The following is a 24,603-nucleotide window of genomic DNA, read 5'->3' on the forward strand; positions in this document are numbered from 1 at the left end:
ATTATCCGACGAGGATTGCCCTGAGATCGTTGACATTCGTGCCGGTCGGGCCCGGCACGAAAAGATCGCCAACCGCGTTGAAGGCCGTCCAGGCATTGTTGCCGACCAGCATAGCCTTGGCATCGACCCCGGCTGCCCGCATGCGCGATACGGTCGAACCGTCGGCAAAGGCGCCGGCATTGTCTTCCGAACCGTCGATACCGTCGGTGTCGGCGGCCAGTGCGTGAATGGCTTCGACGCCGCTGATGCCGATGGCGAAGGCGAGCAGGAATTCCGAATTGCGGCCGCCCTTGCCCTTAGCACGAAGTGTCACCGTGGTTTCGCCACCCGATAGGATCAGCACCGGCTTTGGAAATGGGCGGTTGCGCGTCGCCACTTCGCGGGCGATCGCCGCGTGGACGCCGCCGACCTCGCGCGCTTCGCCTTCGATCGAGTCGGAGAGGATGACGGCCTCGACGCCTTGCCGTTTCGCTTCCGCGGCCGCTGCCTCGAGCGATACGCCGGCAGAGGCGATCAGATGTACCTCGTTGCGCGAAAAACGTTCATCCTCAGGACTTGGCGCATCGGCGGCCGGCGAATTGATATGCGCCATCACCGAGGCCGGCAGTTTCATGCCATAGGCTGATATCGATGCCAGAGCGTCTGCGCGGCTGCCTTTATCCGGAACCGTCGGGCCGGAGGCGACCAGCGCCGGGTCGTCGCCGGGAATATCGGAAACGACCAGCGACACCACCTTGGCCGGATACGCCGCGGCGGCCAGCCTGCCACCCTTGATGGTCGAAAGGTGCTTGCGGATGGTGTTCATCGCTGCGATCGGCGCGCCGGAGGCGAGCAGCGCCTCGTTGACGGCGATCTCGTCGGCCAGCGTCAGGGTGGCGGCCGGCGACGGCAGGAGCGCCGAGCCGCCGCCCGAAATCAGCGCCACGACCAGGTCGTCCGCCGTCAACCCCTGGACTTTGGCGAGCAGGCGGCGCGAGGCTTCAAGCCCGGCTGCATCCGGCACCGGATGCGCGGCCTCGATGATCTCGATACGCTCGCATTTCGCGCCGTAGCCGTAGCGGGTGACGACCAGCCCTTCGATCGGACCGTCCCACACCTTCTCGAACGCCGCCGCCATCTGCGCCGAGCCTTTTCCCGCGCCAATGACGACGGTGCGGCCCTTAGGCCTGGCCGGCAAATGATCCCGGATGGTTCGTTCCGGATCGGCGGCGGCGACGGCCGCGTTGAAGATCGAGGTAAGGAACGATTTGGGGTCGAGCACGGTCATTCGGCTTCCCGAGGCAATGCCAGCCCGCGCTTGTCGACGCCCAAATGATCGCACAGGGCATCGACCACGACGCCGTGATCCTGGCGCTCCGGCAGTCCGGAGACAGCGATCACACCGATGACGCCGGCGCCCTTGACAGTCACCGGAAACCCACCGCCGGCCAGCACATAGTCCGATATGTCGAGGCCCTCACCGATCTTGAAGGTGCGGTCGGGGCGCTGCTGTTCCAGCACCATGCGGTAGGTGCTTTTCAGGAATCGCCTGACGACATTGATCTTGCGACGTGCCCAATCGGGATTGGACGCGTTCGAGCCGGGCATCGCGGCATAGAACAGCGGCCGATCGAAGGTCCTTATCTCGACGATAACAGGCAGGTTCTCGGCCAAAGCCCGTTTGCGGATGGCCGAGCCGATCTTGAACGCAACGGCCTCGTCGAAGACGGAGAAGACAAGGGTCTCTTCCTGTCTCTTGATCAGAGCGATGTCGTCAGCAACGGCCATGTCGTTCCCCTGTCAACTTCGCCGCACGCTTTGACCGATGGCTGCCGCCGGGTCAAGCAAGCAACACGCTGGAGCGTTCTAAATTGGCATATCGCTCTTGGCGGCCCGTCCGGCCACATAGACCTCGCGTACGGCGCGGTCGTCGCTTAGCGTCTGCAGCAGGAACAATTCCTGCGCCAACGTCTCGACCGTTTCCATCCTGAGCCGCATTGCCGGTGTCGCCCTGGCATCCAGCACGACGATGTCGGCGTCGGTGCCTGCGTCCAGCGTGCCGATCTTTTCCGCCACCGACAGCGCTTCGGCATTGCCGCGCGTCAGCTGCCAGAAGGATTGGAATGGGTTCAGCTTCTCGCCGTTCAGCGCGATCACCTTGTAGCCCTCGTCCATGGTGCGCAGCATGGAATAGTTGGTGCCCCCGCCGACATCGGTGGCGGCGGCGATACGGATCGGCCTGTCGCGGCGGCGAAAGCGCTGATAGTCGAACAGGCCGGAACCAAGGAACAGGTTCGAGGTCGGACAGAACACCGCCACCGAACCCGAGGCCGAAAGCGCGTCCGCCTCGCGCTCCGACAAATGGATGCAATGGCCGAACAGGCTTTTTTTCCCCAACAGCCCATAGTGCTCGTAGACGTCGGTGTAGTCGCGCGACCACGGATAGAGTTCTTTCGTGAAGGCGATCTCGGCATGATTTTCCGACAGGTGCGTCTGCATGTGCAGGTCGGGGTATTCCCGGCACAGCGCGCCGGCCATCTCCATCTGCTCCGGCGACGAGGTGATGGCGAAGCGCGGCGTGATGGCATAAAGCTGCCGTCCCTTGCCGTGCCACTCGGCGATCAGCGCCTTTGTGTCGTCGTAGCCGGATTGCGGAGTGTCGAGCACGCCGTCTGGCGCATTGCGGTCCATCATAACCTTGCCGGCTATGTTGAGCATGTTGCGGTCATGCGACTCTGCAAAGAAGGCTTCGGCAGAAGCCTTATGCACCGAGCAGTAGGCGGCGACCGTCGTGGTGCCGTGGCGCACCACCTCGTCGAGGAATAGCCGCGCTATGCGCCGGCCGTGCTGGGCGTTGGAGAACTTCGTTTCTTCCGGAAAAGTGTAGGTGTTCAGCCAGTCGAGCAGTTCTGCGCCATAGGAAGCGATGATCTGCATCTGCGGAAAATGCGCATGCGCGTCGATGAAGCCCGGCAGCAGCAGATGCGGCCGATGATCTATTTTTTTCACCGCTTCGCCAGCCTGCTTTTCAACTTCGGCATAGGCACCGGTGGCAACGATCCTGCCGTCGCGGATCAGCAGACCGCCATCCTCCTCGTAGCGCCAGGCGGAGTGGTCGTCGATGGTTTGCGGCCAGCGCTCGAAGGACAGCGTGCGGCCACGCAGAAGTGTCGAAATCATGCTATTTCCCTGCGCCTTCGAACCAGGCCACCAGCAGCGCGCGTTCCTTGTCGGTGATCTGGCTAACGTTGGCGGGCGGCATGGCGTGGCTGCGGCCGGCCTGAAGATAGATCTCACGGGCGTGGTTGGCGATATCCGCATCGTTATCCAGCATCACGCCCTTCGGCGCATGATAGATGCCCTCGTAGGCCGGCTCCGCCGCATGGCACATCGAGCAGCGGCCGAGCACGGTGTCGCGCACGGCCGGGAAATGCACCGAAGCGACATAGACCTGCGCGGCGGCCGATTGCCTGGGTTCGCCGGTCAGCACCTTCGGCACGGTCGACAGCCAGATGATGATGATGAACAGGACAAGTGCTGCCATCCAGGTCCAGGTCGGGTTGCCCTTGCGGGCATGGACGCTGTTGAAATAGTGCCGGATCAGCACGCCGATGATGAACACCAGCGAGGCGATGACCCAGTTGAACTCAGTGCCGAACGCCAGGGGATAGTGGTTCGACAGCATCAGGAACAGCACCGGCAGCGTCAGATAATTGTTGTGGAGCGAACGCTGCTTGGCGATCTTGCCGTATTTAGGGTCGGGCTTGCGGCCTGCGATGAGGTCGGCGACGACGATCTTCTGGTTGGGGATGATGACCATGAAGACATTGGCCGACATGATCGTCGCGGTGATGGCGCCCAGATGCAGGAAGGCGGCGCGGCCGGTGAACAAATGCGTCAGCCCCCAGGCGATGAACACCAGCACGCAGTAGAGCACCAGCATCAGGCCGGTGTCGCTCTTGCCAAGCGGCGAGCGGCACAGGAGATCATAGACCACCCAGCCGACGCCGATGGTTGCCAGCGACAGCAGGATACCGACCGGCACTGACATCGGCAGCACGTTGGGATCGATCAGGAACAGATCAGCTCCGGCATAATAGACGACGCACAGCATGGCGAAACCGGACAGCCAGGTGGCGTAGGATTCCCATTTGAACCAGGTCAGGTGCTCGGGCATCTCGGCCGGCGCCACAAGGTATTTCTGGATGTGGTAGAAGCCGCCGCCATGCACCTGCCATTCCTCGCCGAAGGCACCGGCAGGCATGCCCGGCCGCTGGCGCAGGCCGAGATCGAGCGCGACGAAGTAGAACGACGAGCCGATCCAGGCGATGCCGGTGATGACATGCAGCCAGCGCACGGCGAAGCTCAGCCAGTCCCAGAAAATCGCGAAATCCATCATTGAAGTCGTCCCTGCCGATTGGGTGACTTTACGGGCTGGAGCGCAAACGAAAAGGGGCGAGGTGCACGATGACTTTCAAAAAAAAATGGAAAATACTAGGCTTATCGCTGCAAACCGGCGAAAGTGCTCCGCATGGCCTATCTCGACAACATCGCCGTCTTCGTCCGCGTCGTCGAACTCGGCAATCTGTCGGCCGCCGGGCGCGACATGCGCATTTCGCCGGCGGTGGCCTCCAACCGCATCAAGGAGTTGGAGAAACATCTTGGCGTGCGGCTTTTCAACCGCACCACGCGGCAATTGATGCCGACCGAACACGGCACGGTTTTTTATTCAGGTGCCAAGCAGGTGCTGGAGGCGATCACCGAGGCCGAAGCGGCTGTCTCGGCCCTTTCCGGCCAGCCCCGCGGTACCATCCGTGTCACGGCACCTTTGGGTCTCGGCCGCCGGCTGGTGGCTTCGGGCATACCCGATTTCCACGACAAATACCCTGATATCGAGGTGCGGCTCAGGCTTTCGGACCACAATGTCGACATCATGAAGGAGGGCATCGACGTCGCCTTCCGGCTCGGCATCATCGAGGATTCCAGCCTCAGAATGCGTGGCATCATGGAATGCGAGCGCGTGCTGGTGGCGGCGCCGAAATACCTAGAGGCGCGCGGCGAACCGTTGGAGCCACAGGAGCTGATCGGCAAGAAACACGACTGCCTGATGCTGCGCTACTCCGGCGCGCGCGAATATGTGTGGACGCTGCAGACACCCGCAGGCCCGCAGAAATTCGAAGTGCACGGCCCCTACGACACCGACGATGGCGACGTGTTGACCAGCTGGGCGCTGTCGGGGCGTGGCATTATCAACAAGCCGCGCTTCGAGGTCGAGCCGTTTATCCGCGACCAGCGCCTGAAAGTGATCCTGAGCAACACTCCGCCGACGCCGGTGCAGTTCGCCGCCGTTTATCCGCACAAGAAGCTGCAGGATCCGAAAGTGCGGCTGCTGCTCGACTTCATGGCCGAACGCTGCCAGCGGCTGATCAACGATCTCCTGGCCGGCAAGTGATGGCCTCATGGCCCATCCGGGGCAGTTGCCCTGGGCGAAAGCCAGCCTAGGTTGGTAGCCGAATGGCTGCACGCTATCGCTGATAGCCAAATGGACAGCAGAATGCATCTCGCCGTTTCGCTCAACATCGCTTCCACCGCAGGGCAGACCGGCCCGACATTCAGTGAGATAGCCGGCTTCGTGCGAAAGGCCGAGGCGGCAGGTATCGACATGGTCGTTATCTCCGACTCATTGGCGAGCGGCGAGCCGTCCAGCAGTCCCTTCGAAGCGACGACGCTCATCGCCGCACTGGCGACAGTGACGAGCAGGATCGGCCTCGTTGCCGCAGCCTCGACAATTGCCCACCAGCCCTACAATCTGGCGCGCCGTTTTGCCTCGCTCGACATCATCAGCCATGGCCGCGCCGGCTGGAACGCGACCATGACGCAGGCGCCACGCGAGGCCGCCAATTTCAGCCGGCCCGAAGGCTTTTCCGGCGACGATCTTCGCCGTCGCACGCAGGAATATATCGGCATCGTTCAGGGCCTGTGGCAGGGCTGGGATGCGGACGCACTGCTGTTCGACCAAAGCGGAGGCCGCTTCCACGACCCCGAAAAGATGCACTTTCTTGACCATCAGGGCGAGTTCTTCTCCGTGCGCGGACCGCTGAACGTCGCACGGTCGCCGCAGGACACGCCGGTGCTTGTCTTGTCGGATCCGTCGGAGCCCGATCTGGATATTGTCGCTCGCGCCGCCGATGTGATCCTGCTGGGCGACGGACCGATCGAGAGTGCGAAAGCAAACTATGACGAACTGAGGCGCCGTGTTGCCGCCTGCGGACGCGACCCGGATGCCGTGAAGGTGCTGAGGAACGTCGCGTCTATCGCCGATAGTAAGCCGGCTGCCGTCACCGATAGCTTGGAAGAAGAATTCCGCACACCAAGCTGCGACGGGTTCAACATCCAAATGCCGGCACAGCTTTCCGCGCTCGACGATTTCTTCGGTCTGGTCTTGCCGGCTTTGCGGCGGCGCGGCCTTTTTCGACAGAGCTATCGCGGCGCAACCTTGCGCTCGCATCTCGGGCTTGCCGGCGGAGGTGGCCAATGACCGCTCGCCAGATGAAGCTCGGCGCCTTCCTATGGGCGACAGGGCACCACATCGCCGCCTGGCGCCACCCCAAGGCCCACGTGACCGCCGGAATCGACATCGACCATTACATCCAGCTGGCACGTACGGCGGAGGCGGCGAAATTCGACATGGTGTTCTGCGAGGACGCTGCCGGCCTGCGCGAAGCAAATATCGACATCGCCAGCCAAACGTCGCGCTCAATCGGTTTCGAGCCGATCAGCCTGCTTTCGGCGCTAGCCGCCCAGACCAGCCGCATCGGCCTCGTCTCGACCGCGTCGACCAGCTACAACGAGCCTTACGGGCTGGCGAGGGCCTTTCTGTCGCTCGACCATTTAAGTGGCGGTCGGGCCGGCTGGAACCTGGTCACCTCGGCCAGTCCCATCGAAGCAGCCAATTTCGGCTCGACGGGCCTCAAGCCCCATGCCGACCGCTACGAACGGGCGCGGGAGTTCGCCGAAGTGGTCGCCGGGCTTTGGCACGGCAAGCTCGATGAAGCTTCCAGTCATGCCAGCCAAAGCTTTTCGGTGCGGGATCCGCTCGACTTGCCGCGTTCGTCGCAGGGCGCGCCGGTCATGGTCCAGGCCGGCGCCTCTGAGGTCGGCCGCGACCTCGCCGCCCGCACCGCAGACGTGGTGTTCACGGCCGCGCAGACGTTCGAGGAAGCGAAAGCCTTTTATGACGATCTCAAGGGACGCATGGCGGCCTATGAGCGTGAGCCGGGCGACATCAAGATCATGCCCGGCGTAGCGCCAGTGGTGGCGGAGACCGAGGCAGAGGCCCAGGAGAAATACGCGGAATTGCAGGAGCTGATCCCCGACGATGTCGGCGTGGCGCTGCTTTCCAGCTATCTCAGCATCTCCGATCTGTGGCGCTATCCGATCGAGGGGCCGCTGCCGGAATTACCGGAGAGCGAGGGGATGAAAAGCCGGCAAGCACTGGTGATCGAGCAGTCTCGCCGCGACAACCTTTCCATCCGCCAGCTTGCCCGCCATTTCGCCGGCGCCCGCGGCCATTGGCGCATTGTCGGCACAGCCGCCCAAATCGCCGACGAGTTGCAGGCGCGGTTCGAGGGCGGTGCGGCCGACGGCTTCAACGTCATGCCCTCGTATTTCCCCGGAGAGCTCGATGCCTTTGCGACGCTGGTCGTGCCGGAACTGCAGCGGCGCGGCCTGTTCCGCATCGACTATGAGGGTCGCACACTGCGCGACCATCTGGGGCTGAAACGACCCCGTTGAGATGCGTCGAGCAAACGGATTTTCGGGCGATTGAAACCGAATATCTGTCCGGCAAAACTTAGCCGGCTATCGCCTTCTCGTGCGGGACTTGTTGACCAGCATTCGGCGCCGCGGCGTGCATGACCAGCGCCGTCATGATCTCGGCCGCCGCAAGCGCCGCGATGACTTGCGGCCGCTTGTCCTTGACGGCGTCGCCGCCGATCGGCGAAATGAGGCGGGCAAATTCCGCCTCGCTGCCATCCGCCGATTTCAGGAACCAGTTCTTGAACGTCGCTTTCTTGGTCTTCGACCCGATCATGCCGACATAGGCGGCGTCGCCGCGTTTCAGCGCTTCGGCCACGATCAGGAAATCCAGCGCGTGGTCGTGGGTGAGGATGGCGAAGGCGGCCCCCGCAGGAGCATCGCGCACCATAGCTTCCGGTATCGGCGTCAGCCGGGTCTCGACGGTTTCCGGCATGCCTTCCAGCGCCTCGGCCCGCGTCTCGATGACGACGCCATACACGGGAAGAAGTGCGATCGTCGACGCCAGCGCCTGGCCGACATGGCCGCCGCCGAAGATATAGACATGCGGCAGCTGTGCCTCCTCGGCTTCCGCAGCCGCGACCAATTCGGCGGCGAGCGCCGCATCCACCAGCCGGATCAGCACTTCGACCCGCCCGCCGCAGCATTGGCCGATCTCGGGGCCTAGCGGGACGTCGAGGGTCGCGGCGCGGCGTCTCTCCCCCCTTGAGGGGGAGAAAAGCATCTGCCTGGCTTTGTCGATGGCCATGTATTCGAGCTGACCGCCGCCGATCGTGCCCAGGATTGCCGATTGCGAGACGAGCATGAGCGCGCCCTTCTCGCGTGGCGTCGACCCTTTCGTGCCGGCGACCTCGACCAAAGCGATGCGGCCTTGACCAGCAAGGAAGTCTTTGAGGCTTTGCACTTTCGAATTCATCATTCGCGTTCCCGTGCGGGAAACATAGGGTTTTTCGGCCTGAATTGCACGCATTGCCGGCCCTGGCGCCAGAATCAGGCCTTCGCCGCGGACTTCAACCGCTCGATCGCCATTAGAACCCGCTCCGGGGTCGCCGGCGCGTCGAGGCGCGGACAGATCCTGTTGTCGGCGACGCTCGCCACCGCATCCGACAGGGCGTGCAGCACCGACATGCCGAGCGGGAACGGCGGCTCGCCGACCGCCTTGGAGCGGTGGATGGTCGGCTCACCCGCTTCCGGCCAGTCGGCCAGGGTGACGTTGAAAATCTTCGGCCGATCGGAGGCGAGCGGAATCTTGTAGGTCGACGGCGCATGGGTGCGCAGCCGGCCTTTGTCGTCCCACCACAGTTCTTCCGTCGTCAGCCAGCCCATGCCCTGGATGAAGCCGCCCTCGATCTGGCCGATGTCGATGGCCCGGTTCAGCGACCGGCCACAGTCATGCAGAATGTCGGTGCGCTCGACCACGTATTCACCGGTCAGCGTGTCGACCGAGACCTCCGAGCACGAGGCGCCATAGGCGAAGTAGTAAAAGGGGCGGCCCTCGCCCTTGTCGCGGTTCCAGTGGATTTTCGGCGTCTTGTAGAACCCCGCCGCCGAAAGCTGGATGCGCGCCATATAGGCCTGCTTGACGAGGTCGGCGAAGGCGATCTCCTGGTTGCCGACGCGCACCCGGTTGGGCAGGAACAACACCTGGTCGCGCGGTACCTGATATTTTTCGGCGGCGAAATCGGTCAGCCGATCCTTGATCTGGCGAGCGCCATTCCGCGCCGCCATGCCGTTGAGGTCGGAACCAGACGACGCCGCCGTGGCCGAGGTGTTCGGCACCTTGCCGGTCGTCGTCGCGGTGATCTTTACCTGGTCGAGGTCGATCTGGAACTCTTCCGCCACCACTTGCGCCACTTTGACGTAGAGGCCCTGCCCCATCTCAGTGCCGCCATGGTTCAGATGCACCGAACCGTCGGTGTAGACATGCACCAGCGCGCCAGCCTGATTGTAGTGGGTGGCAGTGAAGGAAATGCCGAACTTGACCGGCGTCAACGCCAGGCCGCGTTTGATGAAGCGGCTATTGGCGTTGAAGGCCGATATTTCGCGCCGCCGCCGCGCATAGCTGGCGCTCTCCTCCAGTTCGGCGACGATGCGCTGGATGATGTTGTCCTCGACCGTCTGGTGGTAGGGCGTGACGTTGCGGTCTGATGTGCCGTAGAAATTCTTCTTGCGGATTTCGAGCGGGTCCTTACCGACGGCAAAAGCCACCTCGTCGATGACGCGCTCGGCGCCAACCATGCCTTGCGGGCCGCCGAAACCACGGAAGGCAGTGTTCGACACGGTGTTGGTGTAGAGCGGCGCCGACTGCGCATGCACCGCCGGCCAGAAATAGGTGTTGTCGCAGTGGAACAGCGCGCGATCGGTCACCGGGCCGGAAAGGTCCGACGAAAAGCCGCAGCGCGCCGCGAACATGAAATCGACACCGAGGATGTTGCCCTCATTGTCGAAGCCGACCTCATAGTCGACCAGGAAATCGTGACGCTTGCCGGTGGCGATCATGTCGTCGTCGCGGTCGGGCCGGATCTTCACGGCGCGATGGTGCTTCTTCGCGGCGATCGCGGCCAATGCCGCAAACTGGTTGCCTTGCGTCTCCTTGCCGCCGAAGCCGCCGCCCATGCGGCGGATTTCCACCGTAACGGCGTTGCTCGGCACGCCGAGCGCGTGGCTGACCATGTGCTGGATTTCGCTCGGATGCTGGGTCGAGGAATAGATGGTGACGTCCTGGTCCTCGCCGGGAATGGCCATCGCTATGTGGCCTTCGAGATAGAAATGCTCCTGGCCGCCGATGCGCATCTGTCCTTTGAGCCGACGCGGCGCCTTTTCGATCGCTTTAGCGGCATCGCCGCGCTTCAGGGTCAGCGGCGGCGTGACGAGCTTGTCCTTCTTCGGATCAAGCGCGCCGATGTCGGTGACGAAAGGCAACTCCTTGTATTCGACCTTGGCCAACCTGGTGGCGCGGCGCGCCTGCTCGCGCGTTTCGGCAATGACGCAAAAGATCGGCTGGCCGTAGAATTGCACCTTGCCATCGGCCAGCACCGGCTCGTCGTGGCGGCCGGTCGGCGAAATGTCGTTTTCGCCCGGCACATCCTTGGCCGTCAGCACGTCGACAACGCCGGGCGCCGTACGCACCGCCGAGAGATCTATGCTGGTGATGGTGGCATGTGTTGCAGCCGAAAGCCCCAGGCAGCCATGCAGCGTACCGGCCGGTTCCGGCATGTCGTCAATGTAGACGGCGGTGCCGGCGACATGCTTGTGCGCGGAATCATGGCGCTGATCGGTGGCGACGCCACCGGCAATCTTTTCAGCCCTAGGGTTGGGCGCTGCGTGCTTGTTCATCATGCCGCCTCGTGCCTCGAAACCTGGACCGGCGCCTTGGTGCCGCTCGTCTCTGCAAAGAAGCGCAACAGCAGGTTCTTCGCCGCCAGCGCCCGGTATTCTGCGCTCGCCCGCATGTCGGTCAGCGGCGTGAAATCCTCGGCATATCCGGCCATCGCCACTTCCACCGTCTGTTCGGTCCACGGCTTGCCAAGCAGTGCTTTTTCCACAGAAGACGCACGCTTCGGCGTCGCCGCCATGCCGCCATAGGCGATGCGCACATCCGCGACCGTGCCATCCCCGGCCAGCGTCAGGAAGAAAGCGCCGAGGGCTGCCGTGATGTCCTCGTCGCGGCGCTTGGTGATCTTGTGGACGGCGAATTTTGTGCCCTTGGCAGGAACCGGCACATGTACGGCCTCGACGAACTCGCCCGGCTGCCGGTCCTGCTTGCCATAAGCAATGAAGAAGGCTTCCAGCGGGATCGTGCGCCGCTTGTTGCCCTTGCGCAGCGTCAGCCGCGCGCCGAGAGCGATCAAGGGCGGTGGTGTGTCGCCGATCGGCGAGCCGTTGGCGATGTTGCCGCCGATAGTGCCCATGTTGCGCACCTGCTCGCCACCGATGCGGTCGAACAGCGGCCCCAGCGCCGGGATGCGTCTGGCGAGCGTCGAGAATGCCTCGGTGTAGGTGACGCCGGCGCCGATCGAAATGACGCCGTTGTCTTCCGAGATGGTGCAAAGCCCGTCGAGATTGCCGATGAAAATGGCCGGCGAAATTTCGCGCATGTGCTTGGTCACCCACAGGCCGACATCGGTCGAGCCGGCAACGATGGTGGCGCCGGGCTCCTCGTCCAGCACAGCGGCGAAATCGTCGACATTGGCCGGCACGACAAGCCGTGCCTTGCCGGCGCCGATCTCGACCCTCGCACCGTCGTGCATGGCCTCCAGCCTTGCGGTGATCGCCTTGCGCTCGGCAGCCAGCGGGTCCTTCGCCACCTTGCCGTAGCTGGAGATGGCATGCGCCGCGCGCATGATCGCCTCGTAGCCGGTGCAACGGCAGAGGTTGCCCTGCAACGCCTTTTCGATTGCCGCGTTCGACGGATCTGATGATCTCATCCACAGGCCATAGAGCGACATGACGAAACCCGGCGTGCAGAAGCCGCATTGCGAGCCGTGGAAATCGACCATCGCCTGCTGGACCGGGTGCAACTGCCCGGGTGACCCACGCAAATGCTCGACGGTCACGACATGGGTGCCGTCCAGCGAGCCGAGGAAGCGTATGCAGGCATTGACGGTTTCGTAGACCAATCCGCCAGCCGATAGTTTCCCTACCAACACCGTGCAGGCCCCACAATCGCCTTCGGCGCAGCCTTCCTTGGTGCCGCGCAGCGAGCGGTCGAGCCGCAGCCAGTCGAGCAAGATCGCATCGGACGCCACCGTCGAAAGCACGACATCCCTGCCATTGAGGATGAAGCGTATTTCGTTTCGGATATTGACCATGCCTCAGCTCCCTCTGTAGGTCGAATAACCATAGGGCGAGACGAGCAGCGGTACATGGTAGTGTACCGGCTCGGCCATGCCGAAGCGGATCGGGATCACATCGAGAAAGGCGGGCTTCGGCATGCTCAGTCCCTGCTGGCGCAAATAGTCGCCCGCGGCAAAGACCAGTTCGTATTCGCCGGTGCGAAACTCCGCGCCGGCAAGCAGGGGGGCGTCGCAACGGCCGTCAGCATTGGTGATGACAGTCTTCAAATGTGTCCGTGTTTCGCCATGGAGATGGTAGAGCGCGATCGACAGTCCCGCCGCCGGCTTGCCGGTCGCCGTGTCGAGGACATGGGTCGTCAGACGCCCGCCATCGGCTTTCGACGTTTCTGCCATTGGCCGCCTCCCATTTCCGGTACGAGCGAATTTGGCCCGGTACGATCAAGTATCAACAGTGAATTGTGCGCCAATTAAAGGCGATGCATAAGTCCCGGTCGAGCGGAGTGCGACAAAAACACTTTCAAAAATTTTCGGGGGAATGCCTAGGCAGCCCTTTCGATATTCTCACCAAACTTCGGGCCATGCCCGGCAGGAGGGACGATGCGATACACCAGAGACATGCGCGGCTACGGAGCCAATCCGCCGGATCCGAAATGGCCTGATGGTGCGCATGTCGCCGTGCAGTTCGTCGTCAACTACGAAGAGGGTGGCGAGAACTGCTTGCTGCATGGCGACAAGGCGTCGGAAGCCTTTCTGTCGGAAATCGTCGGCGCGGCGCCCTGGGTGGGCCAGCGTCACTGGAACATGGAATCAATCTACGAATATGGCGCTCGCGCCGGCTTCTGGCGGCTGCTCCGACTGTTCACGGAGGCTGAGGTACCGATCACCTGCTACGGGGTCGCCACCGCGCTCGCCCGTTCGCCCGACCAGGTCACGGCCATGCAGGAAGCCGGCTGGGAAATCGCCTCGCACGGACTGAAATGGATCGACTACCGCGACCATAGCGCCGAAGATGAGCGTCGCGACCTCGAAGCAGCGATCCGCCTGCACTATGAGGTGACCGGGCAGCGACCGACTGGCTGGTACACGGGCCGCACATCGGTCAACACGGTGCGGATTGTGGCGGAAGAGGGTGGCTTCGACTACGTGTCGGACACCTATGACGACGAATTGCCCTACTGGTTCGAGCACGCAGGCGGCACGCAGCTCATCATCCCCTATACGCTCGACGCCAACGATATGCGCTTCGCGACGCCGCAAGGATTCAATTCGGGCGACCAGTTCTTTGCCTATCTCAAGGACAGTTTCGACACGCTCTACGCTGAAGGCAAGGCCGGCCGGCCGCGCATGATGAACATCGGCCTGCATTGCCGCCTCGTCGGCCGTCCGGGTCGCATCGCGGCTCTGAAGCGCTTCGTCGATTATGTCAAATCGCATGACAAGGTCTGGCTGGCGCGGCGCATCGATATCGCCAGGCACTGGCAGCAGAACCATCCCTACAAGCCGGCGGTACTCAGGCCATCCAAGATGGAATTCGAGACCTTCGTCCATACGTTCGGTGGCGTGTTCGAGCATTCGCCCTGGATCGCAGAACGCGCCCATGAACTGGAACTGGGCCCGGCGCATGACTCCGCCGGCGGCCTGCACAATGCGCTCTGCCGTATCTTCCGCTCCGCCAGCGAGACCGAGCGGCTTTCCGTGCTCAATGCCCATCCCGACCTTGCCGGCAAGCTGGCCAAGGCCAAGCGGCTGACGGCGGAGTCGACCAGGGAACAGGCCTCTGCAGGGCTGGACGCGTTGACGGACAAGGAGCGCGAGCTGTTCTCCAAGCTCAACGCCGCTTACGTCACCACCTTCGGCTTCCCCTTCATCATCGCGGTGAAGGGCAAGACCAAGGAGGAAATCCTCGCCGAATTCGAGACGCGCATCGGCAACAGCCGCGGCGTCGAATTCGAGACCGCCTGCAAACAGGTCGAGCGCATCGCGCTGCTCCGCCTCAAGGACATGCTTCCGCAATAGGTTTGAACCCATGGATACGATCAGGATGCCCGAGCGAACCTATTACGCACCGCATGGCGGCCACCCCGGCCAGAGCGAGCTTTTGACGGGCCGCGCCGTCTTCACCGAGGCCTATGCCGTCATCCCCAGGGGCGTGATGCAGGACATCGTCACCAGCGCTCTGCCGTTCTGGGACAAGACCCGCGTCTGGATCTTGTCGCGACCGCTGTCCGGTTTTGCCGAGACGTTCTCGCAGTACATTGTCGAGGTCGCGCCCGGCGGCGGCAGCGACCGGCCGGAACCCGATGCCGGCGCCGAAGCTGCCCTGTTCGTGGTCGAGGGCGAATTGACGGTTCTGCTTGCCGGCAAGAAGCACGTGTTGCGGCCCGGTGGATTTGCCTTCCTGCCGCCGGCCAGCGGCTGGACGGTTCGCAACGACAGCAAGGCCGATGTCCGCTTCCATTGGATTCGCAAGGCCTACGAGGTGGTCGACGGTCTCGATGCGCCCGAAGCCTTCTTCACCAACGAGCAGGAGATCGCGCCAACGCCGATGCCCGGTACGGAGGGCCGCTGGGCGACGACACGTTTCGTCGATCCTACCGATTTGCGCCACGACATGCACATGACCATCGTGACGCTGGAGCCCGGTGCAGTCATTCCCTTCGCCGAGACCCATGTCATGGAGCACGGTCTCTATGTGCTGGAAGGCAAGGCGGTCTATCGCCTCAATCAGGATTGGGTTGAGGTCGAGGCCGGCGACTATATGTGGCTGCGCGCCTTCTGCCCGCAGGCCTGCTATGCCGGCGGTCCAGGCAGATTCCGCTATTTGCTCTACAAGGACGTCAACCGCCATGCCAAGCTCGGCGGGGCTGATATTGGCGGTCGCGCGCGGTGACCCGTATCGTCGCGCAGCCGCTGACCCGCGAGAACTTTGCCCCATTTGGCGACGTCATCGACATGGGCGGCGACAACCATTACCCGATCAATGGCGGCAGGGCCGAGCGCTACCACGATCTCGCTACCGCCGAGGCGACCGGGCCGAACGCCCGCGTGCTGATCTCGATGGTGCGCGGCACGCCCTATGAATTGCCTCTGAAGCTGACGATGGTCGAGCGCCACCCGTTCGGCAGCCAGGCGTTCATTCCGTTGTCGCCACGCCCGTTCCTGGTCGTTGTCTGCCATGATGGAGATGAGGGACCGGAAGAGCCTCATGCCTTTATCACTGCCCCCGGACAAGGGATCAATTACCGGCGCAATCTCTGGCATGGCGTGCTGACGCCGCTCGGCGAGCCGCAGGATTTCCTGATCGTCGACCGGGGTGGCGACGGCCCCAATCTCGAGGAATTCCATTTCTCGCACGCCTACGAGATCCATCTCCCCTGATTTTTGCGCATGTCGCTACCCCAAAACCGGGGGCACTATTGGGCGACGTGCAGCAGGAGACCCCGTAATGACCGATATTTCGCTGATCGACCGCCTGCTCGACGTCATCGAGCACGACATCGTGCCGAAGACGGCCGAAGGTGTCGCCCATGGCAACAAGCTATTCGGCGCGGCAATCCTGAGGAAGGACGACCGTTCGCTGGTGCTGGCCGAAACCAACAACGAAATGGAAAACCCGCTCTGGCATGGCGAGGTGCATTGCCTGAAGCGCTTCTACGAAATGCCGAAGGCAGAGCGCGTCGACACCAAGGACGCCATCTTCATCGCCACCCACGAGCCATGCTCGCTGTGCCTTTCGGCGATCACCTGGACCGGTTTCGACAATTTCTACTACCTCTTTTCACACGAGGATTCGCGCGACAGCTTCGCCATCCCGCATGATTTGAAGATCCTGAAAGAGGTCTTCACCCTCGATCCCGGCGGCTACAATGCAGAGAACGCCTACTGGAAGAGTTTTTCGATCCGTCGACTGGTGCGATCGCTGCCCGAGGTCGAGCGCCAGCGACTGGAGACGCGCATAGGCAATATCTCGGCCCGTTATGACGAGTTGTCAGGCGCCTACCAGGCGAGCAAGGATGAGAACGACATTCCGCTGAATTGACGCGGATGCCTAGCCAACTTTCGCTTTCTTCAGCACTTCATTTATCCTGGCTTGCCAACCCTTGCCGGTGGCCTTGAATTTTCTGACGACATCCTGATCCAGGCGGATGGACACAACTTGCTTCGGCTTCTCCACGGTCGGCCGGCCAGGAGAGCGCCTTATGCTCTCGAAAAGTTCTGGAAACACTTCCGCGAAAGGCTTGGCTTGCGCCACCTCTTCGTCGGTCGCCTCCGCATCATCGGGATCAGCGGCAATTTGTCTTTGAATTTCCGCTTCCTCCTCATTGGTAAGCGGTCGAACATGCGATTTAGGATTGCTCATATACTGACCTTTCCTTTCGGCTGGCACGACGCATCGAGATTACCGAAATCGCTTCGGAACCAAGCGGCTTAAAGATCACGGCGAGAATGATCTCTCCGAATTCGCCAATCGCCTTGAGTCGGCCGGCCTTGGCCGGGAGGACGGTTGAAGTCGCAAAAAACTCGATATCGAGTTCGGCAAAGTCCAGACCTCGGCTTTCGAGGTTCGTCACGCGCTTTGGCTCATCCCAAACGATCTTCAGTCGAGATTGTCCTCAATGCATCAAGCCTAAGCGAATAAACGTAATACATAAATTAGTGAGATAACGCAAGATGGAAAGTCGAACGGTCCCGTCAAACGTCGTGTCGGCGACACGGGCCGTCGCCCGTTTGACTTCGTGACGTACGCGTTTCATGCGTCACTGACATCCTGGAGAGCTCGCATGAAAACCGTCACCGATTTTCCCCGCAAGGTCGTCGAATTTCCGGACATGGCCATCGTCATGCCGGATGGCTGCCGGCTGTCGGCGCGGGTCTGGATGCCGGAAGATGCCGATGATGACCCGGTGCCGGCGATCCTTGAGCATCTGCCCTACCGCAAGCGCGACGGCACCATCTTCCGCGATCAGCTGACGCATCCGTATTTCGCCGGCCACGGCTATGCCTCGATCCGCGTCGACATGCGTGGCAATGGCGATTCCGAAGGGCTGATGGACGACGAGTATTCCGAGCAGGAATTGCAGGATGCATGCGACGTCATCGCCTGGGCTGCAAGCCAACCCTGGTGCAACGGCAATGTCGGCATGATGGGCATTTCCTGGGGCGGCTTCAACTGCCTGCAGGTCGCGGCCAAGCAGCCGCCGGCACTGAAGGCGGTGATCAGCCTGTGCTCGACCGTCGATCGCTATGCCGACGACATCCATTACAAGGGCGGCTGCCTTTTGATCGAGAATTTCGGCTGGGCTTCGACCATGCTCTCCTATTCATCACGGCCGCCGGATCCGCTGCTGGCCGGCGACAACAGGTGGCGGGATCTGTGGCTGACCCGGCTGGAGAACCAGCCCTTCCTGGCGCCGCTGTGGCTGAGACACCAGCACCGCGACGCCTACTGGAAGCGCGGCTCGATCTGCGAGGACTTTTCCACCGTCAAGGCCGCGGTGCTGTCGATCGGCGGCTGGCATGACGGCTACCGCAACACGGTTTCGCATCTGGCCAGCAACATCGAAGCGCCGGTCAAGGGCATCATCGGGCCGTGGATCCACAAATACCCGCATTACGCCGGGCCCAAGCCCGCCATCGGCTTCCTGCAGGAGACGTTGCGCTGGTGGGACCGCTGGCTGAAGGATATCGACACAGGCGTCGAGGCCGACCCCGCCTACCGCGCCTATGTCATGGACAGCGTCCGTCCGGCACGCTGGCATCCCGAGCGGCCGGGCCGCTGGGTTGCCGAACAGCAATGGCCATCGGCCAACATCGAGACGCAATCGATCGAGCTTATCGCCGAGGGCGGCAACCCCGCGATCGTCGCCTCGCCGCAAAGCTGCGGCCTGGCTGGCGGCGAGTATTTTCCGTTCACCTTCGGCCCGGAACTGCCAGGCGACCAGCGCGCCGATGATGCGCTGTCGGTGTGCTTCGACCAGCCCGAACTCGGTGAAGCAATCGACATCGTCGGAGCGCCCGAAGTCGAGATGCGACTATCCTCCGATCGTCCGCAGGCCAACATCGCGGTGCGGCTTTGCGACGTGCATTCCGACGGTGCCTCCGAGCTGATCTCTTATGGCGTACTCAATCTGGCGCATCGCAATTCGCACGAATTCCCGGAAGCGCTGGTGCCGGGTGAAACGGTGTCGGCCCGCGTCGTGCTCGATCAATGCGCCTACCGCGTGCCCGCCGGCCACCGCCTGCGTGTTGCCGTTTCGAACGCCTATTGGCCGATGATCTGGCCGTCGCCGGAGCCTGTCCAACTCTCCCTGTCGACCGCGACGCTGTCCCTGCCGTTGCGGCCGCTGGCGACGGGCGACGAAGTGACGTTCGCCGAGCCAGAAGGCGCCTCTCCCTGGGAGACAGAAACGATCCGCGCAACCAATTCCGAGCGCCACGTCGATCGCGACGAGAAGACCGGAATTGTCACCCTTTCCATCGTTGATGATTTCGGCGAGGTGCGCGATCTCGATCACGGCCTTGCCAATGGCAGCATCGCCCGCGAGACCTGGACGATCCATCCCGACGATCCGCTGTCGGCCTCGGGGAAAACGCATTGGACGCAGACCCTGTCGCGAAATGAATGGTCCGTGCGCACCGAAACGTCTGCCGAAATGCGATCGGACGCGCAAAACTTCATCATCAACGCCAGAATCGAGGCCTATGAGGGCGAAAAGCTCGTTTTCGAGCGCAATTTCGACGAGAAGATACCGCGCGCGCTTGTTTGAACGCCGAGTTCGTTGATCCAATTGCGACGTACGATTTACGCCACGGCATGTCGCATTCGGTCTTGCTTACCGCTTTCCCTTGCGGTCATTATTCTCCTCACAAGAAACAAGAAAAACGACCGCAGAGTCGAACCAACAGAGTGAGGAACTCAAAATGTCGAATGAACTGGAATACCTTAGCCGGCGCGTTGCGTCGGGCAAACTGAGCCGTCGTGATTTTCTCGGCCGGGCGGCAGCGCTCGGCGTCACCGCGCCCTTCGCCAACTCGCTGCTTTCAAGTGCCGCGCGTGCGGCTGGCCCTGTCAAGGGCGGCACGCTGAAGGCCGGCCTGGTCGGCGGTGAATCCACCAACAGCCTCGATCCGGCGCTGATGATGACGCAGGTGCCGTTCGCCTTCGGCAAGTGCTGGGGCGAAATGATCGTCGAGCTGTCGCCGGAGGGCAAGCTCGAGAACCGCATCGCCGAGGAGATCGGCTCGTCGGACGACGCCAAGGTGTGGACGCTGAAGATCCGTGACGGCGTCGAATTCCACAACGGCAAGACCGTGACCGCCGAAGACGTTGCCGCCACGCTGGAGCGCCATTCGGACGAAAAGTCGAAGTCCGGCGCGCTCGGCTACATGAAGGGCATCGAAACCATCAAGGCCAGCGGCAAGGAAGTGGTGCTGACGCTGAAGGAGGCGAACGCCGACCTTCCCTACTTGCTTAGCGACTATCACCTGATCGTCCAGCCGAACGGCGGCAAGGATAAGCCCGATGCCGGTATTTCGGCCGGCCCATACGTGGTCAAGACCAACGAGCCTGGCGTGCGCCATGGCGGCGAGCGCTTTGCCAACTATTGGCAAGGCGACAAGATGGGCCATGCCGACCAGATAGAAGTCATCGTTATCAACGATGCGACGGCGCGCACCGCGGCCCTGCAGGGCGGCCAGGTCAACATGATCAACCGCGTCGAGCCGAAGATCGTCGACCTGATCAAGCGTCTGCCGGGCGTCACCATCCGCAATCACGCCGGTCCCGGCCACTACGTGTTCATCATGCATTGCAACACGGCGCCGTTCGACAACAACGATCTGCGCATGGCGCTGAAGCTGGCGATCGACCGCGAGGAGATGCTGAACAAGGTGCTGCGCGGCTACGGCTCGCTGGGCAACGACTTCCCGATCAATTCATCCTATCCGCTGTTCACCGAGATCGAGCAGCGCAAGTACGACCCCGACAAGGCCAAGTTCCATTACAAGAAATCGGGCCATGACGGCACCGTGTTGCTGAGGACCTCCGACGTCGCCTTCCCGGGCGCCGTCGACGCCTCCCAGCTCTTCCAGCAGAGCGCGGCCAAGGCCGGCATCAAGATCGAGCTCAAGCGCGAACCCGGTGACGGCTATTGGAACGAGGTCTGGAACAAGCAGCCCTTCTGCGCTTCCTACTGGGGCGGCCGCTCGACGCAGGACCAGATGTATTCGACCGCCTATCTGTCGACCGCCGACTGGAACGACACGCGTTTCCTGCGCCCCGATTTCGACAAGCTGGTGCTCGCGGCTCGCGCCGAGCTCGATGAGGCCAAGCGCAAGCAGATGTACCACGATATGGCTGTCATGGTGCGCGACGAAGGCGGCCTGATCTTGCCGATGTTCAACCAGTTCATCGACGCGACCGGAGCCAAGGTCGATGGCTGGATCGACGATCCGCATCAGGAACTGATGAACGGTTACGCTTTGGCGAAGTGCTGGCTGCAGGCCTGAGCCCGGCTTTGCGGATATGTCTTCACCCATCCTGAAACTGATTGCCCAGCGCGTTGCGCTGGGCATTCTCCTCTTGTTGGCCGTTTCGGTCCTGATCTTCGCCGGCACACAGATTCTGCCCGGCGATGTCGCGCAAGCCATTCTCGGGCAGTCGGCGACGCCGGAGTCGCTAGCCAATCTGCGTGAGCAGCTCGGGCTGAACGAGCCGGCCTATATCAGGTATTTCCACTGGCTCGGCGGAGTGGTGACGGGCGACCTGGGTACGGCCATGTCGAGCGGCCAAGACATCGCGACATCTATCAAGGGCCGGCTTTGGAACACGCTGTTCCTAGCCTTCTGGGCGGCGATTGTCGCCGTACCGCTGGCGATCATCCTCGGCCTTATCGCGGTCCGCTACCGCAATGGCTGGGTCGACAAGCTGATCTCCGGATTGGCGCTCGCCTCGACCTCCTTTCCTGAATTCTTCATCGGCTATGTGCTCGTCTACTTCTTCGCGGTGAAGTGGCAGATCTTCCCCGGCATCTCGACCGTCTATGACGGCATGCCCTTCGGGGAACGGATGCAGGCGATCACGCTGCCGGCGACGGCGTTGACGCTGGTCGTGCTCGCCCACATGATGCGTATGACGCGCGCGGCGATCCTCAACGTCATGCAGTCGGCCTATGTCGAGACGGCGGAACTGAAGGGCCTGTCGGCCTTCAACGTCATCCGCAAGCACGCCTTCCCCAACGCCATCGCGCCGATCATCAACGTCGTCATGCTCAACCTCGCCTACCTGATCGTCGGCGTCGTCGTTGTCGAGGTGATCTTCGTTTATCCGGGTATGGGTCAGTATCTCGTCGACCACGTCACCAAACGCGACGTTCCGGTGGTGCAGGCGGTCGGGCTGATCTTCGCCGCTGTCTACATAAGCCTGAACATCATTGCGGACATAGCGGCGATCGTCGCCAATCCGCGTCTCCGACATCCGAAATAGGGGGCGGGCATGCTCGATATCAAACGCATCCCCATTCCCGCGCTGGTCGGCATAATACTAACCGCACTGTTCGTTCTGGCGGCTATCTTCGCGCCCTGGATCTCACCGCATGACAATGGCGAGATCGTCGGCGATGTCTGGGAGCCTATGTCGGCGGCGCATTGGCTGGGCACCGACAATCTCGGCCGCGATCTGCTGTCGCGAATGATCTACGGCGCGCGCATCACGCTGTTCATCGCAGTGCTGGCCACCGCGCTGTCGTTCTCGCTCGGCGCCATCCTTGGCTTCTCGGCGGCGGTGTTCGGCGGCTGGTTCGATACGCTGCTGTCGCGCCTTGTCGATCTCTTGATGTCGATCCCGACGCTGATCATGGGCCTTGTCGTGCTATCCGTGCTGCCGACCAACCTGGTGACACTGATCCTGGTCATGGGCATTCTCGACTCGACCCGTGTCTATCGCCTGTCCCGCGCGGTCGCCGTCGACATCAACGTCATGGACTATGTCGAGGCGGCGAAGCTGCGCGGCGAAGGCAGCGCCTGGATCATCTTCCGCGAGATCCTGCCCAACGCACTGTCGCCGCTGGTTTCGGAACTCGGCCTGCGCTTCATCTATGCGGTGCTGTTCCTGTCGACGCTGTCCTTCCTCGGTCTTGGCGTGCAACCGCCTGACGCCGACTGGGGCGGCATGGTCAAGGAAAACAAGGACGGCATCGTCTTCGGCATCGGGGCAGCGCTGATCCCGGCGGCAGCGATCGCCATGCTCGCGATTTCGGTCAACCTGGTTGCGGACTGGGTGCTCAACCGGACGACAAGCCTGAAGGGAGGACGCGGGTGATGGCAGAGAGCAAAGCGAAACCCGGCGTGCTGCTCGACATCCGCAATCTGCGCATCGAGGCGACCGTCTTCCCACCCGGCGAACCGCCGAAGAATATCGTGCTGGTGCACGATGTCTCGTTGACGCTCGAGAAGGGCAAGGTGCTTGGCCTGATCGGCGAATCCGGCGCCGGCAAGTCGACGATCGGCCTGTCGTCGATGGGCTATGGGCGCGGTGGTGTGCGCATCACCGGCGGCGAGGTCATCCTGAACGGCCGCGACATCCTCAAGGGCGGCAAGGACGGTTTTCGCAAGCTGCGCGGCCGCGAGGTCTGCTATGTCGCTCAGTCAGCGGCGGCCGCCTTCAACCCGGCGCATAGGCTGATGGACCAGGTGGTGGAAGCCACGCTGCTGCACGGCACGGCGACGCGCGCCGAGGCCGAAAAGCGCGCCGTCGCGCTGTTCAGGAAGCTCAGCCTACCGAACCCCGAAACCATCGGCGAACGCTTTCCGCACCAGGTCTCGGGCGGCCAGCTGCAGCGCGTGATGACGGCGATGGCGCTGTGTTCCGAGCCCGACCTGATCGTCTTCGACGAGCCGACCACGGCGCTCGACGTGACGACCCAGATCGACGTGCTGGCGGCGATCAAGGACGCCATTCGCGACACCCATGTGGCGGCACTCTACATCACGCACGACCTTGCCGTCGTCGCCCAGGTCTCCGACGAGATCATGGTGTTGCGCCATGGCCGACTGGTCGAATGGGGCGGCACAAGGCAGATCATCAAGGAGCCGCGCCAGGAGTACACCAACGCGCTGGTGTCGGTGCATGAGATCGAACACGCCGAACAGAAGCCCGGCACGACGCCGTTCCTGTCGGTGAAGAACGTCACCGCCGCTTATGGCCGCAGCCATATCAAGGTGCTGAAGAACGTCTCGGTCGACATCTATCCGGGCCAGACGCTGGCCGTCGTCGGCGAGTCGGGTTCCGGCAAGTCGACGCTGGCGCGCGCCATCACCGGGCTCTTGCCACCCGAAGAAGGGACCGTCACCTTCGACGGGCGTCCGCTGGCAAACCGGCTGGCCGACCGGCCGAAGGAGGACCTGCGGCAATTGCAGATGATCTATCAGATGGCCGACGTGGCGATGAACCCGCGTCAGACCGTCGGCACCATCATCGGCCGGCCGCTCGAATTCTATTTCGGCATACGCGGCCGCGAGCGCGACAGACGCGTCGCCGAACTGCTCGACAAGATCGAGATGGGCAAAGGCTTCTCCGACCGTTATCCGGCCGAGCTTTCCGGCGGCCAGAAACAGCGCGTCTGCATCGCCCGCTCACTTGCCGCCAAGCCGAAGCTGATCATCTGCGACGAGGTGACCTCGGCACTCGATCCGCTGGTGGCACACGGCATCCTCGAACTGCTGCTCGAGCTGCAGAAGGAGGAGAACGTCGCCTATCTCTTCATCACGCATGACCTGGCCACGGTGAAGTCGATCGCCGATTCGATCGCGGTGATGTACCGCGGCGAGGTGGTGCGCTACGGCCCGAAGAGCAAGGTGCTGGCCCCGCCTTTCGACGCCTATACCGACCTGCTGCTTTCCTCGGTTCCCGAGATGGAGATCGGTTGGTTGGAAAAGGCGATCAAGGGGCGGCGCATGGCCAGTGCGGGGAACTAGGGAATTCGTGGCATAAGCCGCGAAACCATCCTTCAACGAC

Annotated in this window: 22 protein-coding genes; 12 read left to right on the forward strand and 10 right to left on the reverse strand. The window is 62.6% G+C overall.

What is annotated here, in order from left to right; translation table 11 throughout:
• Position 1 precedes the first annotated feature (1 nt).
• The 4 genes from NKH57_RS15035 to NKH57_RS15050 form a co-directional block, all read right to left on the reverse strand.
• Positions 2-1,267, reverse strand: a complete 1,266-nt coding sequence (locus NKH57_RS15035) for a glycerate kinase type-2 family protein (protein ID WP_352945115.1) — start codon at positions 1,265-1,267, stop codon at positions 2-4.
• Complete coding sequence (locus NKH57_RS15040) at positions 1,264-1,767, reverse strand: heme-degrading domain-containing protein (RefSeq protein ID WP_023761432.1); 504 nt, start codon at positions 1,765-1,767, stop codon at positions 1,264-1,266. The genes NKH57_RS15035 and NKH57_RS15040 overlap by 4 nt, the downstream gene beginning before the upstream one ends.
• Positions 1,768-1,845: 78 nt before the next feature.
• Positions 1,846-3,159: a guanine deaminase gene (gene guaD / locus NKH57_RS15045; RefSeq protein WP_352945117.1), complete on the reverse strand. Its 1,314-nt coding sequence runs from the start codon at positions 3,157-3,159 to the stop codon at positions 1,846-1,848.
• A 1-nt stretch (position 3,160) separates the two neighbouring features.
• On the reverse strand, positions 3,161-4,378 hold the full coding sequence (locus tag NKH57_RS15050) for a urate hydroxylase PuuD (RefSeq protein WP_023761431.1): 1,218 nt from the start codon (positions 4,376-4,378) through the stop codon (positions 3,161-3,163).
• Positions 4,379-4,510: 132 nt separating this feature from the next.
• Here NKH57_RS15050 and NKH57_RS15055 point away from each other — a divergent pair, with 132 nt between their 5' ends.
• The 3 genes from NKH57_RS15055 (at position 4,511) to NKH57_RS15065 (ending at position 7,773) form a co-directional block, all read left to right on the forward strand.
• Positions 4,511-5,431: a LysR family transcriptional regulator gene (locus tag NKH57_RS15055; protein WP_023761430.1), complete on the forward strand. Its 921-nt coding sequence runs from the start codon at positions 4,511-4,513 to the stop codon at positions 5,429-5,431.
• Positions 5,432-5,533: 102 nt separating this feature from the next.
• A complete protein-coding gene (locus tag NKH57_RS15060) occupies positions 5,534-6,517 on the forward strand; it encodes an LLM class flavin-dependent oxidoreductase (protein WP_352945120.1) in 984 nt (327 codons plus the stop codon).
• Positions 6,514-7,773: an LLM class flavin-dependent oxidoreductase gene (locus tag NKH57_RS15065; RefSeq protein ID WP_352603268.1), complete on the forward strand. Its 1,260-nt coding sequence runs from the start codon at positions 6,514-6,516 to the stop codon at positions 7,771-7,773. Before NKH57_RS15060 ends, NKH57_RS15065 begins: the two co-directional genes overlap by 4 nt.
• A 58-nt stretch (positions 7,774-7,831) precedes the next feature.
• On the opposite strand, the gene xdhC is transcribed toward NKH57_RS15065, so the two are convergent.
• The 4 genes from xdhC to uraH form a co-directional block, all read right to left on the reverse strand.
• Complete coding sequence (gene xdhC / locus NKH57_RS15070; protein WP_352727351.1) at positions 7,832-8,710, reverse strand: xanthine dehydrogenase accessory protein XdhC; 879 nt, start codon at positions 8,708-8,710, stop codon at positions 7,832-7,834.
• A gap of 74 nt (positions 8,711-8,784) precedes the next feature.
• Positions 8,785-11,130, reverse strand: a complete 2,346-nt coding sequence (gene xdhB, locus NKH57_RS15075) for a xanthine dehydrogenase molybdopterin binding subunit (RefSeq protein ID WP_352945122.1) — start codon at positions 11,128-11,130, stop codon at positions 8,785-8,787.
• On the reverse strand, positions 11,130-12,605 hold the full coding sequence (gene xdhA / locus NKH57_RS15080) for a xanthine dehydrogenase small subunit (RefSeq protein ID WP_352945124.1): 1,476 nt from the start codon (positions 12,603-12,605) through the stop codon (positions 11,130-11,132). The genes xdhB and xdhA overlap by 1 nt, the downstream gene beginning before the upstream one ends.
• A gap of 3 nt (positions 12,606-12,608) precedes the next feature.
• Positions 12,609-12,983 carry a hydroxyisourate hydrolase gene (gene uraH, locus NKH57_RS15085; protein ID WP_352727217.1) on the reverse strand — a complete coding sequence of 125 codons (375 nt, stop codon included), beginning with the start codon at positions 12,981-12,983 and terminating at the stop codon, positions 12,609-12,611.
• A 204-nt stretch (positions 12,984-13,187) separates the two neighbouring features.
• Between uraH and puuE the strand changes: the two genes are divergently transcribed.
• From puuE to NKH57_RS15105, 4 genes are all read left to right on the forward strand, one after another.
• The gene (puuE, locus tag NKH57_RS15090; protein ID WP_352945126.1) at positions 13,188-14,606 is read left to right on the forward strand and encodes an allantoinase PuuE; all 1,419 of its coding nucleotides are present in this window, start codon (positions 13,188-13,190) and stop codon (positions 14,604-14,606) included.
• A gap of 10 nt (positions 14,607-14,616) precedes the next feature.
• Entirely contained in the window at positions 14,617-15,480 is an 864-nt protein-coding gene (locus NKH57_RS15095; RefSeq protein WP_352945128.1) for a bifunctional allantoicase/(S)-ureidoglycine aminohydrolase, read from the forward strand.
• Positions 15,477-15,968, forward strand: coding sequence for an ureidoglycolate lyase (locus NKH57_RS15100; RefSeq protein ID WP_352945130.1), 492 nt, complete (start codon positions 15,477-15,479; stop codon positions 15,966-15,968). The genes NKH57_RS15095 and NKH57_RS15100 overlap by 4 nt, the downstream gene beginning before the upstream one ends.
• 67 nt (positions 15,969-16,035) lie before the next feature.
• A complete protein-coding gene (locus NKH57_RS15105) occupies positions 16,036-16,629 on the forward strand; it encodes a nucleoside deaminase (RefSeq protein WP_352945132.1) in 594 nt (197 codons plus the stop codon).
• A gap of 9 nt (positions 16,630-16,638) precedes the next feature.
• On the opposite strand, the gene NKH57_RS15110 is transcribed toward NKH57_RS15105, so the two are convergent.
• Positions 16,639-16,950: a BrnA antitoxin family protein gene (locus tag NKH57_RS15110; protein ID WP_352945134.1), complete on the reverse strand. Its 312-nt coding sequence runs from the start codon at positions 16,948-16,950 to the stop codon at positions 16,639-16,641.
• On the reverse strand, positions 16,937-17,191 hold the full coding sequence (locus NKH57_RS15115; protein WP_023761419.1) for a BrnT family toxin: 255 nt from the start codon (positions 17,189-17,191) through the stop codon (positions 16,937-16,939). Before NKH57_RS15115 ends, NKH57_RS15110 begins: the two co-directional genes overlap by 14 nt.
• Before the next feature lie 180 nt (positions 17,192-17,371).
• Between NKH57_RS15115 and NKH57_RS15120 the strand changes: the two genes are divergently transcribed.
• The 5 genes from NKH57_RS15120 to NKH57_RS15140 all read left to right on the forward strand — a co-directional run bounded on the left by NKH57_RS15120 (position 17,372) and on the right by NKH57_RS15140 (position 24,563).
• Positions 17,372-19,357 carry a CocE/NonD family hydrolase gene (locus tag NKH57_RS15120; protein ID WP_352945136.1) on the forward strand — a complete coding sequence of 662 codons (1,986 nt, stop codon included), beginning with the start codon at positions 17,372-17,374 and terminating at the stop codon, positions 19,355-19,357.
• Between the two features lie 154 nt (positions 19,358-19,511).
• Complete coding sequence (locus NKH57_RS15125; RefSeq protein WP_023761417.1) at positions 19,512-21,098, forward strand: ABC transporter substrate-binding protein; 1,587 nt, start codon at positions 19,512-19,514, stop codon at positions 21,096-21,098.
• Between the two features lie 16 nt (positions 21,099-21,114).
• Positions 21,115-22,074 (forward strand): ABC transporter permease, encoded by a 960-nt coding sequence (locus NKH57_RS15130; protein ID WP_023761416.1) that lies wholly within the window; start codon positions 21,115-21,117, stop codon positions 22,072-22,074.
• A gap of 9 nt (positions 22,075-22,083) precedes the next feature.
• Positions 22,084-22,908: an ABC transporter permease gene (locus tag NKH57_RS15135; RefSeq protein WP_352487669.1), complete on the forward strand. Its 825-nt coding sequence runs from the start codon at positions 22,084-22,086 to the stop codon at positions 22,906-22,908.
• Positions 22,908-24,563, forward strand: coding sequence for an ABC transporter ATP-binding protein (locus NKH57_RS15140; RefSeq protein ID WP_023761414.1), 1,656 nt, complete (start codon positions 22,908-22,910; stop codon positions 24,561-24,563). The genes NKH57_RS15135 and NKH57_RS15140 overlap by 1 nt, the downstream gene beginning before the upstream one ends.
• Positions 24,564-24,603: the final 40 nt, after the last annotated feature.

Source organism: Mesorhizobium sp. M1050 (assembly GCF_040318715.1).
In the GTDB taxonomy this organism is placed as follows: Bacteria; Pseudomonadota; Alphaproteobacteria; order Rhizobiales; family Rhizobiaceae; genus Mesorhizobium.